The sequence below is a fragment of the Pseudomonas sp. MF09150 genome (assembly GCF_059862355.1).
In genome coordinates this window covers 2,063,455-2,077,713 of sequence record NZ_JCBCUS010000001.1, presented here as the reverse complement: position 1 = coordinate 2,077,713, position 14,259 = coordinate 2,063,455, and the positions used below count along the sequence as shown (strand labels likewise).

General features: G+C 64.0%; 16 protein-coding genes. 8 read left to right on the top strand and 8 right to left on the bottom strand.

What is annotated here, in order from left to right; genetic code table 11:
• Positions 1-62: 62 nt before the first annotated feature.
• The gene (locus tag AC19YX_RS09440) at positions 63-839 is read right to left on the bottom strand and encodes a transporter substrate-binding domain-containing protein (protein WP_500606103.1); all 777 of its coding nucleotides are present in this window, start codon (positions 837-839) and stop codon (positions 63-65) included.
• 487 nt (positions 840-1,326) lie between these two features.
• Between AC19YX_RS09440 and AC19YX_RS09435 the strand changes: the two genes are divergently transcribed.
• The 5 genes from AC19YX_RS09435 to AC19YX_RS09415 all read left to right on the top strand — a co-directional run bounded on the left by AC19YX_RS09435 (position 1,327) and on the right by AC19YX_RS09415 (position 6,074).
• Positions 1,327-2,706: a glutamine synthetase family protein gene (locus AC19YX_RS09435; protein WP_421547798.1), complete on the top strand. Its 1,380-nt coding sequence runs from the start codon at positions 1,327-1,329 to the stop codon at positions 2,704-2,706.
• An 82-nt stretch (positions 2,707-2,788) separates the two neighbouring features.
• Complete coding sequence (locus AC19YX_RS09430) at positions 2,789-3,469, top strand: class I SAM-dependent methyltransferase (protein ID WP_500606102.1); 681 nt, start codon at positions 2,789-2,791, stop codon at positions 3,467-3,469.
• Between the two features lie 122 nt (positions 3,470-3,591).
• Complete coding sequence (rnd, locus tag AC19YX_RS09425; protein WP_078473214.1) at positions 3,592-4,725, top strand: ribonuclease D; 1,134 nt, start codon at positions 3,592-3,594, stop codon at positions 4,723-4,725.
• On the top strand, positions 4,722-5,015 hold the full coding sequence (locus AC19YX_RS09420; protein ID WP_078473215.1) for a YcgL domain-containing protein: 294 nt from the start codon (positions 4,722-4,724) through the stop codon (positions 5,013-5,015). Before rnd ends, AC19YX_RS09420 begins: the two co-directional genes overlap by 4 nt.
• A gap of 126 nt (positions 5,016-5,141) precedes the next feature.
• The gene (locus AC19YX_RS09415) at positions 5,142-6,074 is read left to right on the top strand and encodes a D-2-hydroxyacid dehydrogenase (RefSeq protein WP_421547796.1); all 933 of its coding nucleotides are present in this window, start codon (positions 5,142-5,144) and stop codon (positions 6,072-6,074) included.
• 160 nt (positions 6,075-6,234) lie between these two features.
• On the opposite strand, the gene AC19YX_RS09410 is transcribed toward AC19YX_RS09415, so the two are convergent.
• Positions 6,235-6,828, bottom strand: a complete 594-nt coding sequence (locus AC19YX_RS09410; protein ID WP_020300506.1) for a nitroreductase family protein — start codon at positions 6,826-6,828, stop codon at positions 6,235-6,237.
• A 277-nt stretch (positions 6,829-7,105) separates the two neighbouring features.
• On the opposite strand from AC19YX_RS09410, the gene AC19YX_RS09405 reads away from it, so the two are divergent.
• Both AC19YX_RS09405 and AC19YX_RS09400 read left to right on the top strand, forming a co-directional pair.
• Positions 7,106-7,555, top strand: coding sequence for a YcgN family cysteine cluster protein (locus AC19YX_RS09405; protein ID WP_020300507.1), 450 nt, complete (start codon positions 7,106-7,108; stop codon positions 7,553-7,555).
• 54 nt (positions 7,556-7,609) lie between these two features.
• The gene (locus tag AC19YX_RS09400) at positions 7,610-8,848 is read left to right on the top strand and encodes a hypothetical protein (protein ID WP_500606101.1); all 1,239 of its coding nucleotides are present in this window, start codon (positions 7,610-7,612) and stop codon (positions 8,846-8,848) included.
• Between the two features lie 65 nt (positions 8,849-8,913).
• On the opposite strand, the gene AC19YX_RS09395 is transcribed toward AC19YX_RS09400, so the two are convergent.
• The 4 genes from AC19YX_RS09395 to AC19YX_RS09380 all read right to left on the bottom strand — a co-directional run bounded on the left by AC19YX_RS09395 (position 8,914) and on the right by AC19YX_RS09380 (position 11,183).
• Positions 8,914-9,291 carry a YgaP family membrane protein gene (locus AC19YX_RS09395; protein WP_020300509.1) on the bottom strand — a complete coding sequence of 126 codons (378 nt, stop codon included), beginning with the start codon at positions 9,289-9,291 and terminating at the stop codon, positions 8,914-8,916.
• 81 nt (positions 9,292-9,372) lie between these two features.
• Positions 9,373-9,840 carry an RNA methyltransferase gene (locus AC19YX_RS09390; RefSeq protein ID WP_007926908.1) on the bottom strand — a complete coding sequence of 156 codons (468 nt, stop codon included), beginning with the start codon at positions 9,838-9,840 and terminating at the stop codon, positions 9,373-9,375.
• A gap of 242 nt (positions 9,841-10,082) precedes the next feature.
• Positions 10,083-10,445 (bottom strand): YajD family HNH nuclease, encoded by a 363-nt coding sequence (locus tag AC19YX_RS09385; protein ID WP_020300511.1) that lies wholly within the window; start codon positions 10,443-10,445, stop codon positions 10,083-10,085.
• A 51-nt stretch (positions 10,446-10,496) separates the two neighbouring features.
• Positions 10,497-11,183: a spermidine synthase gene (locus tag AC19YX_RS09380; RefSeq protein ID WP_020300512.1), complete on the bottom strand. Its 687-nt coding sequence runs from the start codon at positions 11,181-11,183 to the stop codon at positions 10,497-10,499.
• Positions 11,184-11,259: 76 nt separating this feature from the next.
• On the opposite strand from AC19YX_RS09380, the gene AC19YX_RS09375 reads away from it, so the two are divergent.
• A complete protein-coding gene (locus tag AC19YX_RS09375) occupies positions 11,260-11,565 on the top strand; it encodes a hypothetical protein (RefSeq protein ID WP_020300513.1) in 306 nt (101 codons plus the stop codon).
• Here AC19YX_RS09375 and AC19YX_RS09370 read toward each other — a convergent pair.
• Both AC19YX_RS09370 and AC19YX_RS09365 read right to left on the bottom strand, forming a co-directional pair.
• Positions 11,562-12,035 (bottom strand): cyclic nucleotide-binding domain-containing protein, encoded by a 474-nt coding sequence (locus AC19YX_RS09370; RefSeq protein WP_020300514.1) that lies wholly within the window; start codon positions 12,033-12,035, stop codon positions 11,562-11,564. The two genes, AC19YX_RS09375 and AC19YX_RS09370, sit on opposite strands and share 4 nt — an antisense overlap.
• 102 nt (positions 12,036-12,137) lie before the next feature.
• On the bottom strand, positions 12,138-14,192 hold the full coding sequence (locus AC19YX_RS09365) for a S9 family peptidase (protein WP_500606100.1): 2,055 nt from the start codon (positions 14,190-14,192) through the stop codon (positions 12,138-12,140).
• Positions 14,193-14,259 lie beyond the last annotated feature (67 nt).

Genomic DNA, 14,259 nt, shown 5'->3' with positions numbered 1-14,259 from the left:
CACGAACCCAACGTCGAAATATGAACCCGGCAGCGGTTACAGGTATGCGCTGTATTTCCGGTTCAGGGCGCGGCCAACCATTGATTGACCACGCCGTCATAGAACCCGGTGGCCTTGCTCAGGTGCAGCCACTGGTCGACGTAGCTTTTCCAGGCCACATCGTCGCGGGGCAGGAGGAAGGCTTTCTCGCTGTATTGCAGGTAGCGCTCGGGGTTGACCGCACACAGGCCCGGCTTGAGCTTTTGCTGGAAGCGCGCCTCCGAGGCGTCGGTGATCATCACGTCGGCCTTGTTCGCCAGCAGTTGCTCGAAGATCGTCACGTTGTCCGGGAATAGGGTCAGCGCAGCCTTGGGCAAATGGGCGCGGGCGAAGATCTCGTTGGTGCCGCCCGGTGGCTCGATCAGGCGCACCGAAGGCTGGTTGATCTGTTCCACCGTCTGGTAGCGCGCGACGTCGGCGCAGCGTACCAGGGGGATCTTGCCGTCGACCCCGAGGGTGTCGCTGAAGAACGCCTTTTTCTGCCGCTCCAGGGACACCGAAATACCGCCGACCGCGATGTCGCACTTGTTGGCCAGGAAGTCCGGCATCAGGGTTTTCCAACTGGTTTTCACCCACCTCACCTCCACGCCCAGACTTTTTCCCAGAGACTGGGCCATGGCGATGTCGATGCCTTCGTAGCTGCCATCGTCGCGCAGGTAGGTGTAGGGCTTGTAGTCGCCGGTGGTGCAAACGTTCAGGTGGCCGCGTTCGATGACCTGGTCCAGGTGCGAGGCGCTGGGCTCGGCCAGGAGCGGGGTGCTGAGGGTGAGCAACGAGCAGAGTAAAAGACGTGCGTGCATGCGGTCCGATCCTTGAGTGCTGCCGGGGAAGAAGAGGGCGCGGGCATTATTTGCATCAGCGCGCGGCGCGGGCAAGTCTCGATCCGCTCAGGGCCAGTGGCGGGTCAATGTTTAGCCATTTTGCAACCAAGGTTCTTCAAGTGTGGATTTAACGGCTTATGGCAGCGTGTGAGTCTGCCCGGCATCTGTTGTCTGCGGTTTTTCCTATGGACGCTTGGCCCGCTGCGATCAAACCCGAGGTTGTGCCTGGTGCGCCTGCACCCTGCCGTCAGCCCCGTCCTCGCTGCACGCCCGCCACTGCGCCAAAACTCTGTGCTCTCCCTTCCGAACTGGCCTTCTGGGCGCTGTGGCATTGCCGCCATGCGCGCCCGCCGGATGCTCGTATTGCCTGTTGATCCCTCCCACGGATAGCCGTTTGCCCGCTGCGGCGAGCGCTGTCTGCACGACGCTGCCTGCGCGCGTCCGACACGCCAATACGAGAATGACCATGCCTGCCAACACTCCTTTTGCCCCCTTGCAAGAAGCCGAGGATTTTCTTCAGCAGCACCCGGATATCGAGATGTTCGAATTGTTCATCCTCGACAACAACGGCGTCCCGCGTGGCAAGTTGCTGCACCGCGACGAACTGTTGGCGGTGTACCAGAGCGGCCGGCCGCTGCCGAGCACCATCCTGGGCCTGACTATCAACGGCGACGATGTGGAAAACTCCGGCCTGGTCTGGGACGTGGGGGATATCGATTGCCGCGCCTACCCCCTGAGCGGCAGTTTGCAGCCCATGCCCTGGCGGCAGATTCCGACCGCCGCGGTGCAGGTCAGCATGCACCCGGAGCAAGGCTTGCCGGCCACCGTGGCCGACCCGCGGCAGTTGCTGGTCAAGGTCATCGATGGCCTCAAGGCCGACGGCTATTACCCGGTGATGGCGGCCGAACTGGAGTTCTACCTGCTGGATCAGCAACGTGACAGCAACGGCCGGCCGCAACCGGCACGGGATGCCGATGGCGGCCGGCCGCGAGCGACCCAGGTCTATGGCCTGCGCGAGCTGGAGCAGATCGAGCCGTTCCTCGCCGACCTCTACAGCGCCTGCAAGCTGCAGGGCATTCCGGCGCGCACGGCGATTTCCGAGTACGCGCCGGGGCAGGTGGAGATCACCCTCGAACACCGCGCCGATGCCTTGCAGGCGATGGACGAGGCAGTGCGCTACAAGCGCCTGGTCAAGGGCGTGGCCCACAAGCACGGGATGCGCGCGTGCTTCATGGCCAAACCGTTCGCCGACCTGGCCGGCACCGGGATGCACATGCACGTGAGCATTGCCGACCGGCACGGCAACAACCTGTTCGCCAGCGAGGCGGCCGATGGCACGCCGCTGCTGCGCCACGCGGTGGGCGGCATGCTCGACACCTTGCTCGACTCGCTGCTGCTGTTTTGCCCGAACGCCAACTCCTACCGACGTTTCCAGAGCAACAGCTATGCGCCGCTGGCCGCCACCTGGGGCGTCGACAACCGCACCGTAAGCCTGCGGGTGCCGGGCGGGCCGGCGTTCTCCCGACACATCGAGCACCGTATCTGCGGCGCCGACGCCAACCCCTATCTGGCGGCGGCCGCCATCCTGGCGGGCATTCACCGCGGCATCCGCGAGCAGAGCGACCCCGGCGCGCCGGTCGAGGGCAACGGATATGCCCAGGCCACGCATTTGCTGCCCACCGACTGGCTGACCACCTTGCGCGCCCTTGAGGCTTCGGCCTGGGCCCGGGATGCCTTTGGCAGTGAGTTCCTCGGGGTCTACCTGGCAGTGAAACGCGAGGAGTATCGGCAGTTCATGGGCGAGGTCGGCGAGCAGGACTGGCGCTGGTATTTGAACGAGGCCTAAGGGCGGACGCGGCTTTCGACCTTTTTTTCACGAACGCCTGGTTAATCTGGTACGACCCGCACCCACCAAGAGTTCGCGAGTCATGTCAGCGCAACCCCCATCGGCCATGGAACGTGAGTTCGCCCGGCGTTACGACCAGGAGCACGCGCGCGACTGCCTGCAACAGCATCCGCTGAAAACCGGGCGGCGCCTGGCGCTGTGGCGCAGCGAACAGCTGGTGCGCCAGGCCCTGAAAATGGCCGGCGAACCGGGGTTGATCCTGGATGTGGCGTGCGGAGCGGGGCGTTTCTGGCCGGTGTTGGCCGAACATGGCAACCGGGTGATCCTGGCGGCGGACAACTCCCAGGACATGCTCGACCACGCCCAGACCCATCACCCGGCCAGCGTGCTCAAGCGGGTCAAGCCCTTCCAGAGTTCGGCGTTCAACATCGGCTTGTCGGCCAATGCGGTGGATTGCATCTGCTGCCTGCAGTTGTTCCAACACCTTGCCAGCGGCGAACACCGCCTGGCGCTGTTGCGCGAGTTGCACCGGGTCAGTCGCGATGCGGTGATCGTCGCGGCGCGGGTCGATAGCCGTTGCACCGCCCTGCAAAGGCTCCTCGAAAAGCCCCGCAGTCTGGTTCCGGACGGCGCGCCGCAGCTGGCCGGCAAGGTGCAACTGGAGGCCGAGTTCCAGCAGGCCGGTTTTGAGGTGTTGAGCCACCATGACTTCATTCCCGGCTGCGCCGCGTCACGTATTTACGTGCTGCGTAAGCAGGGGTGAGCCGGTTATCTCAGACTATTCTTGGGCTCTGTAAGGCAATTTCGCACGTGCCTCGTCGAGTCAGTGCTCAGAAGTTGCCGGTGGCGATATATACTGCGCGCCATTCTTCAAGGGAGAGCCGTGTGGCCATCGATATTCACTGGATTCGCGACAACGATAGCCTCGGCCGCTTTTGCGCCGAGTGGCAGCAGCTGCCATTCGTCGCCCTCGACACCGAATTCATGCGGGTCGACACCTTCTACCCCATCGCCGGCCTGTTGCAGATTGGCGACGGCCAGCGCGCTTACCTGATCGACCCGTTGACCATCGACGACTGGCAGCCCCTCGCGGCGCTGCTGGAGAACACGGCCGTGGTCAAGGTGGTGCATGCCTGCAGCGAGGACCTCGAAGTCCTGCTGCGCCTGACTGGCAGCCTGCCGGCACCTTTGTTCGACACCCAACTGGCGGCGGCTTACCTGAACCTGGGCTTCTCCATGGGCTATTCGCGCCTGGTGCAGTCGGTCCTGGGGATTGAACTGCCCAAGGGCGAGACCCGTTCCGACTGGCTGCAACGCCCGCTGTCGGAAACTCAGATCAGCTACGCCGCGGAAGACGCGGTGCACCTGGCCGAAGTGTATGTACAACTGCAGCCCAAATTGTCGGCCGATAAATACAGCTGGGTGCTCGAAGACGGCGCCGAGCTGGTGGCCAATCTGCGCCGCGAAGTGGACCCGTACGAGGTGTACCGCGACGCCAAACTGGCCTGGAAACTGTCCCGGGCCCAACTCGCCGTGTTGCGCGAACTCTGCGCCTGGCGCGAGATCGAGGCCCGTGCCCGCGACCTGCCGCGCAACCGTATCGTACGCGAGCATTCGCTCTGGCCCCTGGCCAAGAGCCAGCCGGACAACCTCGGCGCCCTGGCGAAAATCGAAGACATGCACCCGCGTACCGTGCGTCAGGACGGTGAGTTCCTGCTGGACCTGATCAAGCGTGCCGGCAGTGTCGGGCCTGATCAATGGCCGCCGGCGGTGCCGGAGCCTTTGCCGATCGAAGCCTCGGCCCTGCTCAAGCAGATGCGCGCCCTCGGCCAGGCCGAAGGCGAACGCCTGGACATCGCGCCGGAACTGATGCTGCGCAAGAAAACCCTGGAAAGCCTGCTCAAGAGCGGCTACCCCAACGGTCCTTACCAATTGCCCGATTCGTTGCGTGGCTGGCGCCGCGAATTGATGGGCCAGGCCTTGCTCGACTGCCTGGCCGCCGCCGGAGAACAGCCTTGAAACGTATCTGCTCCATCTACCGCAGCCCGCGCAAGAACGAGATGTACCTGTATGTGCTCAAGAGCGATGCTCTGGAGCGCGTGCCGGAAAACCTGCTGCTGGCCTTTGGCAAGCCGTTTCACGCCTTCGACCTGGTGCTGAGCCCCGAGCGCAAGCTGTCGCGCGAGGATATCCACCAAGTGCTGGAGAACCTGGAGAAGCAGGGCTACCACCTGCAGATGCCGCCGGCCGAAGACGAATACATCGAGCATTTGCCCGAAGAGTTGCTGCGCCGTAATGACCCGATGTGATGGATGCCTGTAGATGCTCTGTCCAGGGCATCGAGAAATAATGGAATTGAATATCTGGCGGTGGCCGCGAGCGATGGAGCAAGACTCCGTCGGCGGTCACCCGCGCCTTTTTGATAGGTTTGAACCATGCGCGTTCTGATTGCCGAACACGATCACGCTATTTATGCCCGTTTGTTGAGCCAGGCCGTTCCCGAACTGCAAGTGCTGACCAGCGGTGACTCCGCCGAACTGGCGACCCTGGCCGCCGATTGCCCGATCTGGCTCGGCCAGCCGGACCTGCTGGCCACCCTGCTGCGCCAGGGCCATCAGCCGCAGTGGCTGCAATCGACCTGGGCCGGAATCACCCCGTTGCTCGCCGACGGCTTGCCGCGTCATTACCGCCTGACCCGGGCGGTGGGGATTTTTGGCCAGGTCATGGCCGAATACGTGCTCACTTACATGCTCGGTCACGAGCGTGAAGTGCTGGCGCGGCTGGTCAGCCAGGTTGAGCGCAAGTGGGATAACCGCATGGGCCAGAGCCTGGCCGGGCGCAAGGTGCTGATCGTCGGCACCGGCGATATCGGCCAGAGCGTGGCGCAATTCCTGGTGCCGTTTGGCGTGGAGCTGTATGGCATCGCCAGTGAAGCCCGGGAGCAGGCGCCGTTCGTTGAAGTGGCGGCGCTCAAGGACCTGGGACGCCTGGTGGGTGAGGTCGATTACGTGATCAACCTGCTGCCCAATACCCCGGAAACCCACGATCTGTATGACGCAACGCTGTTCAAGCAGTTCAAGCCCAGCGGCCTGTTCATCAACGTCGGACGCGGCGTGGCGGTGGTCGATGCGGATCTGGTGGAGGCGCTCAAGGAGGGCTATCTGGCGGGGGCGGTGATTGATGTCTGCCGTCAGGAGCCCTTGCCGCAGCGCCATCCATTCTGGACGGCCTGGGGCCTGTTGCTGACGGGCCACAGCTCGGCGCCGACTTCACCGGAGATGATGGTGCGGTTGTTCGTCGATAATCTGCGGGCCTACCAGAGTGAACAGGCGCTGCGCGGTGAAGTGGACTTCAACCGCGGTTATTGACCCGTCCCGGCAGCGGCTACCGTAGCCGCTGCCGCAGGCTGCGCTGGCCCGTTCAAACAACACGCCATTGCCTGACACTCCACGGCATGCATGCTGGCCAGCGCAGCCTCGTCCCTCGGCAGCAGCTACATGACATGGCCAGAAGGATGTTGGCGTCGATTTACAGGGTGAACTCACCCTCGGCCGCCAGCTCGCGCAATGGGCGGCGCGGGCTTGGTTCTTCGCGGGCTTGCAGGTACTCGGCGAGGGTTGCCTTGTCGCCCAGCTTGCCCACGGCCACGGCGGCGTGCAGGTCATAGCCTTCGGGGATCTTCAGTTCCTTGCGGGTCAGTTCCTGGTCGAAACCTGCCATGCCGTGGGTGTGCCAGCCGCTGATACTGGCTTGCAGCGCCAGGTGGCCCCAGGCCGAACCGGTGTCGAAGGTGTGCCACAGGGCCGGGGTTTCTTCGGTTGCGCCGGGCGCGGTGAAGGTGGTTTTCGAAATCACGATCACCAGGGCCGAGGCGTGTTGCGCCCAGCCACGGTTGAATTCATTGAGCAGGCCCAGGAAACGTTCCCAGTTCGGCGTGTCGCGACGGGCGTAGAGGAAGCGCCATGGCTGCGAGTTGTAGGCCGATGGCGCCCAGCGTGCGGCTTCGAAAAAGCTCAGCAGGGTTTCTTCGGGGATGGTTTCACCGGTGAAGGCGCGGGGCGACCAGCGATCGGTGAACTGAGGGTGGATGGCATATTCGGCGACGCGTGGGTTGGCGCTCATAAAACGACTCCTGACGGGCTGTGATAATCGAATGTGGGGTAAACCGGCTGGCGCAGTTGAGCTGGGCGATGAGGTTTTCCTGACCCTTTGCCATTCACCGGGTGCGACGCGTCGAGCGTTAATGGCACGCGGACATGGGCCGTTACGACCCGCAAAGCTACTGCGCGGCGTATCGCCTGACAAGTCTTGATCTACCGACAGTCGCCAGCGCTTGGCCCCAGGGCCCGCGGGCACTAGACTGGCGGCCTTTTCACTGCCTGATATTGATGCTTGAGCCATGGCCGCCAAAGTAGAACCCTTCTGGATACGCAAGACCCTCGACCAACTCGATCAGGAGGAGTGGGAGTCGTTGTGCGACGGCTGTGGCCTGTGCTGCCTGCAAAAGCTTGAGGACGAGGACGACAACAGCGTCTATTACACGCGTATCGCCTGCAAACTGCTGGACCTGAAAACCTGCCAGTGCACCGATTACCCCAACCGCCGCGACTCGGTGCCGGACTGCATCCAGCTCACCCCGGGCAAGGCCGACGAGTTCAAATGGTTGCCGCCGACCTGCGGTTATCGCCTGGTCAGCGAAGCCAAGGACCTGCCGCTGTGGCACCACCTGGTCTGCGGCGATCGCGATGCCGTGCACCATGAGCGTATTTCCCAGTCCGGGCGCATGCTCGCCGAAGGCAGCGTCGCCGAAGACGATTGGGAAGATCATCTGATTTTTCGCGCCGGCTGATGCCCGGCGCCCAGGCTGCGATCTGCGGCCTGCATGAGCCACGAAGGAGTGTGTATGGCTGTTGGGGCAAGGCTGTCGCTGGCCGCGCTGGCGTTGGTGTTGAGCGCGCCGGTATGGGCGGCGAAGAAAGTCGATCTGGATTACCACGTGCGTTTCCTGCCGCAGAGCGATCAGGCCGAAGTGCGCCTGACTCTGGCCGATGGGGCGGCGGTGCGCAGCCTGGATTTCGACCTGGGCCGCAGCGGTGATTACAGCGACTTCCAGGCCGAAGGCCAATGGCAGGGCACGGCGCCCCAGGCCGGGGCCGAGCAACGCGGGGTCTGGCGCCCGGCCAGCGGCAAGGCCAGCCTGAGTTATCGGGTACGCATCAGCCACAGCCCGAAAAAGGGCAGTTTCGACAGCCGCATGACTGCCAAGTGGGCGCTGTTACGGGGTGAAAGCCTGGTGCCGGCGGCCAAGCTCGATCAGCAGGACGGCATCGAGCTGGTTTCGCGGCTGGAGTTTGAATTGCCCAGCGGCTGGAAAAGCGTCGAAACCGCCTGGCCACGCATCGGCAAGAACCGTTTTCGCATCGACAACCCCTCACGCCTGTTCGATCGCCCCAGCGGCTGGATGCTGGCCGGCAACCTTGGCAGCCGCCGCACACGCCTGGGGGAAACCGAGGTCACGGTCACCTCGCCTCTGAGCCAGGGCATGCGCCGCATGGATGTCCTGACCCTGCTGACCTTTGTCTGGCCCCAGGTGCAGGCGCTGTTTCCACGGCACCCGGACAAACTGCTGATTGTCGGCGCCGCCGACCCCATGTGGCGCGGCAGCCTGGCTGGGCGCGATTCGATCTACCTGCACAGCCATCTGCCGCTGATCAGCGAAAGTGGCAACAGCCCGCTGTTGCGTGAGTTGGTGCAGGTGATTGCGCGGATCAACGACAGCGAGCGCAGCGACTGGATCAGCGAAGGCCTGGCCGAGTACTACTCGATCGAGCTGCTGCGCCGCGCCGGCGGCATCAGCGATGAGCGTTACCAGACGCTGGAGCGTGGATTGGCCAAGCGCAGCCACGCCGTCAGCAGTTTGCGAGGGGAACAGGTGAATGAGGCGACGGTGGCCAAGGCGGTGTTGCTGCTGCAGGAACTGGACCGCGAGATCCGCCTCAAGACCCGCAACAAGCGCTCCCTGGATGATGTTCTGGGCGCGTTGATGCGCCTGGAAAGCGTCAGCACCAAGGAGTTTGTGCAGATCAGTGAAAGCGTGCTGGGAGAGACGTCGACGGTGCTGGATACCGACCTGTTGCACTGACCCCGCCAAGCCTGAGTCCGGCGCCCACGCAGCAAGCGCGGGGGGCCGGTGTCAGGCGTCAGGGCTTAAACCCCGGCTTTGGGGGACTTCAGCGATTCATTGCCGGTGACTGTCGCTGTACGGGTCGCCGCCTCGGCATTGGCCTTGAGGTTTTTCAGCTCTTCGCCTGCGCGTTCGATTTTCGCCCGCACGTTGTTCATGTCCTGACGGCTTTTCTCCAGCAGGCTTTTTGCCGAACTGTGGCCGGTAATGCCACGAGCCAGGGCGACCCCGCCGATGGCCACCTGGATCAGGCCGAATACGCCGCCACGGCGCAGGCCCTTGCCCATCATCACCACGCCACCGGCCAGCGAGCCGATACGCTCCCAGCCCTGGACGTTCTGCTCAGGCAGGGTTTGAAACGGGGTGGAGTCGATGCGTTGAATCCGGTTGCTGTCGCTCATGATCTGTCTCCAGAGGGGTAATGGATATAAAGCTGACTGCACAAGGGCGTCGCTTGTTCCATTCAATGTGCGGGCGGTGGCTCAGAATTTGGGGCCGGAGCGGGTGTTGTTGCCTTTGGCCAGACGGTCGTAAAGCACCACGTTGACGGTGGCGGCGAGGTTCATGCAACCGGTGGTCGGGATGTACACCACGTCCTCGCACCAGTCACGGATGTCCTTGTCCAGGGAGCCGTCCTCCGGGCCGAAAATGTACAGCGCGCGGTCCGGGTGGGTGTATTCGGGCAGCGAACGGGCGCCTTCCACCAACTCCACCGCCACCGGCACGCAGCCCAGGGGCAGGATCTTCTTCAGGTCGTCGATGCCGATCAGCGGGATGTCCTGATGCACTTTCTTGGTGTCAGTGACAAAGTCCCGGGCCCGTTCGTAGCGCTTGCCGGTGTAGAACACCGAGGCGACGCCATAGCAGCCGGCGGCGCGCATCACCGAACCGACGTTCTCCGGCGACTTGGGGTTATACAAACCAATGCAGCTGTACCTTTTGTTTGCCACGAGCGGGGAGCCTTCGAGAAAAAGCGCGATTATACGGGGATTGCCCCAAGCCTGGGGGCGCGATGGCGTGCTGTTTGTGGCGGGGGGCTTGTTCCCCCCAAGGCCGAGCTGACGCTGCCGCGCGAAGCGGCCGCACGCCAGTCGGCGGGATCTTCAATCATCCGTGCGGGGCTGGAGTTGCGGCGGTCGCGCAACCGAGCGGGAGCAAACGCCCCCGCCACCCAAAGAATCTGCCGGGCGGCTTACTCGTCTTTCTTCATCAACCCTGCCAGCGCAGCGAAGGGGTTGTGGGTGGCCTTGGCGATGGTCGGGGAACTCAGGGAACCGTCGCCGAAGTACTGCTGGTCGGTGTAGCGCGAGTGCTCGTTGTCGTGGCAGTACAGGCACAGCAGTTCCCAGTTGGAACCGTCCTGCGGGTTGTTGTCGTGGTTGTGGTCGCGGTGGTGCACGGTCAGTTCGCTCAGGCGCTTGCCGGCGAACTCGCGTGCGCAGCGCCCGCAGACGTGGGGGTACATCTTCAGGGCCTTGTCGCGGTAACCCATTTCCCGGTCGCGCTGGGCGTCGGCGAGGATGCGGTCCAGTTTGGAGGTGTTGGTCGAACTCATGGGTTCACCTTTAGTTAGGAAGACTAATGACGGTAATGGACGAAGTTTAGCTCAGCCCTTGAGCTTCTCGGCAATCCAGATGGTGTGCCGGGTGCCCTTGTTGCCATGGGCAAAGACTTGCACTTCCTCGGCCTTGAAGCCGGCCTTGCGCAGCTTGTCGGAAAACTGTTTGTCAGCACTGGCCGACCACACCGCCAGCACGCCCTTGGGCCGCAGGGCCTTGGCGCAGGCCGCGAGGCCGCCGGCGGAGTAGAGCCAGCTGTTGGCTTTCTGAGTCAGGCCTTCGGGGCCGTTGTCGACGTCGAGCATGATGGCGTCGAAACCCTGGGGTTCGGCTTGCAGCACCTTGGCCACATCTTCCAGGCGGATCACGGTGCGGGGATCGAGCAGCGGGCGCCCGGATTTTTCCCCCAGGGGGCCGCGGTTCCATTCCACGACGCCCGGCACCAGCTCGGCCACCACCACTTCAGCGCTCTTGCCCAGGTGCTTGAGGGCCGAGGCCAGGGTAAAGCCCATGCCCAGGCCGCCAATCAGTACACGTGAGCCCGGGCGTCCGGCGACCTTGCGGCAGGGAATCTCCGCCAGGGCGTCTTCGGAGCCGTGCATGCGCGTGTTCATCAACTGGCCGCCGTCACCGCCCTGGATCTTGATCACGAAATCCTCGCCGTATTCGAACAGGCACAGGGCACCGCCGTTTTCAGGAATCGGGGTGGTGTCGAGCAGAACGAAACGTTTCATGAGGGTCTCATTAGAGGAAGGCAAATAGGCCCGGTTGGGAGTAGCCTGACGGCTGATAATTGCGATGGAGCCATTGATGAAGCGCACTATTCTAACGGTCATTGCCCGCGGCGCGCTCTTGCTAAGTGCGGCGCTGTCGATCAGCGGCCTGCAGGCCGAGGAGCTGCAAAGCGTCCCGGTGACCCCGACGCCGGCGATCGGCGCACCCGGCACGGCCACCCCGACCCCCTACCCGCAGGTCACCCCACCCAGCACGCCCAAGGCCGGGGCCCATGGCGGCGCGCCGTTGCTGCCGCCGATCGACATGCCCAAGCCGCCCAAGGACCAGACCCTGCCGGGCCTTGAGCAAAGCGAGAACAAGAGCAAGACGCCAGGCGGCTAGAACTGTTGCGAGAGCAGTTGCCCGTCGGCCATGCGCAGGCGCCTGGACAGCGACACGGCGATGGCGCGAATGATCTTGGCGGCGATTTTCGGCGCATCGTTGAGCATCTTCTCCAGGGAGTCCTTGCCCAGGTTCAACAGCTGGCAATCGCTGGCGGCGACGCAACTGGCCGAGCGTCGCTCGCCGTCGAGCACCGCCATTTCACCGAACGCCCGGCCACTGCGCAGGGTGGCGATGGTCACGGGCTGGCCGTCGCTGGTACGTTTTTGTACCGCCACCTGGCCGGAGTGGATGATGCACATGAAGCTGCCGGCATCGCCCTCGTGAAAGATTTCTTCACCCTGAGCGATGCTGCTGATGCTGAAGTAGCCGGCCGCCGCTACGAAGTCGGCGGGCAGGAGTTGATCGAACAGGCCGCAATCCATCAGCCAGTCGCGAATCTCGTTGTTCAGTAAGGTCGGTTCAGACATATCGTCACGGTCTTTTTCTTGTGTCTGTAGCGGGTCCGGGCGCGCTTGATCGCGCAAGGAGCCGGCGGTGCAATGTAAGACACAGCCGCCGGCGGGAGTTCCTCAGGCCAGGCCCAGAATCTTCAAAACAAATGCATATTCGAGTGCTACGTCACGCAATCCCTGGTAACGCCCGCTCATGCCGCCATGGCCGGCACCCAACTCGGTCTTGAGCAGCAGCAGGTTGTCGTCGGTTTTGCTGGCCCGCAGCTTGGCCACCCATTTCGCGGCTTCCCAGTACTGCACGCGGCTGTCGTTGTAGCCGGCGATCACCAGGGTCGCCGGGTAGGCCTGGGCCCGGACGTTTTCATAGGGCGCGTAGGCCTTGATCCGATCGAAGACCTCGGGCTCCTCGGGGTTGCCCCATTCGTCGTATTCGGTGACGGTCAGCGGCAGTTCGGGGTCGAGCATGGTGTTGAGCACATCGACGAACGGCACCTCGGCAATCGCCGCCTTGAACAGCTCGGGGCGTTGATTGAGCACCGCGCCGATCAGCAGGCCGCCGGCGCTGCCGCCGCTGATCACCAACTGCTCGGGGCTGGTCAGGCCTTCGGCGATCAGGTGTTCGGCGCAGGCGATAAAGTCGCTGAAGGTGTTCTGCTTGTGTTCCTGCTTGCCGGCGCGGTACCAGGCCTCGCCCAGCTCGCCGCCGCCGCGCACGTGGGCGATGGCAAAGGCCACGCCGCGGTCGAGCAGGCTCAGGCGGGCGTGGGAGAACCAGGGGTCGAGGCTCTCGCCGTAGGCGCCGTAGCCATACAGGTACAGCGGCGTCGGCTGGCCCAGGGCTTCGCGCTTGATCACCAGGCTGATGGGCACCTGGGTGCCGTCCGCAGCGCTGGCCCACAGGCGCTGGCTGACATAGGCCTCGGGGTCGAACACGCCCAGTACCGGAGTCTCCTTGAGCACGCTCTGGGCACCGCTGGCCAGTATCAGCTGGCGCACCTGCGCCGGACGGTTCAGGGCTTCGTAGCGCAGGCGGATGCGATCGCTGACGAACTCCAGAGTGTTCTGCACATGCAGGCTGTAGGCCGCATCCGGCAGTTGCACGCGGTAGGCGGGCAGGCCGTCGGGGTGCACCTCGATGATCGGCAGGCCGCCTTCGCGCAGGCTCAGGGTCATGGCGCCAGCGTTCAGGCTCAGGCCATCGAGCATCACCGTGTCGCTGTGGGGGATGAGCAATTGCCAGTCGGCTTCTTCAGGTGCCTGGCCCAGGTCCGGGGCCTGGTACAGGGCGTAGTTGATGCCGTCGCGGTTGCTGCGGATAAACCAGGTCCACTGGCCGTCGAGGAGGCCGTGGTCGACATCGTATTCATGGTCTTCGACCCGTGGCGCCAGGCAGGCGAAGGCCTCTTGCGGCCGCGAGGCATCCAGGGCCCAGACTTCGCTGGTGGTCTTGCTGCCCAGGGACAGCAGCAACTGGCGCTCGGAGCTTGCGCGGTAGCAATGCAGGAAGAAGCGCCCGTCCGGCTCGTGGAACACCTCTTCGGCCGCGGTGCCGTCCAGGCGATAGCGGTACAGCTTGTGCGGGCGATGGGTGTCGTCCAGCTCGCCGAAAAACAGGGTCAGGCTGTCGTTGGCCCAGGTCATGCTGCCGTCGCAGTCCTCGAACGCCAGCTCGCTGAGCTTGCCGTTGGACAGCTCCTTGACGAACAGGGTGTAGACCTCTTCGCCGGTGGTGTCGAGGCTGTAGGCCAGGCGCTGGTGGTCGGGGCTGATGCTGAAGGCGCCCAGGGAAAAGAACCCGCCGCCTGCCAGTTCATTGGGGTCGAGCAGCAGCTGTTCGGCGCTTTCGTCGACGCTCAGGCTGTCGTCGGCCGGGCGCGGGCAGCGGTAGTGCCGTGCGTACTCGTCGCCGGCGGTGGTGCGTGTGTAATACAGGTAGGGGCCCCAAGGCGAGGGCAGGGACAAGTCGGTTTCGAGGATCCGGCCCTTGATCTCCTGGAACAGGGTCTCGCGCAGCGCGGCCTGGTCGGCCAATGCGCTTTCCTGGTAGCTGTTTTCAGCCTTGAGGTAGTCGAGCACCGCGTCGGTGTCGCGTTCCTGCAGCCAGGCGTACGGGTCAGAACCTTCGGCCTTGTGGGCGATCGGGGCGCTGGTGGCGTTGGCAGATAGGGGCATGAATGGCTCTCGGGGGATGACAAATGAGGGCTTGGCAGACGGCGTTGCAGCCTGACATGCGAAAAGC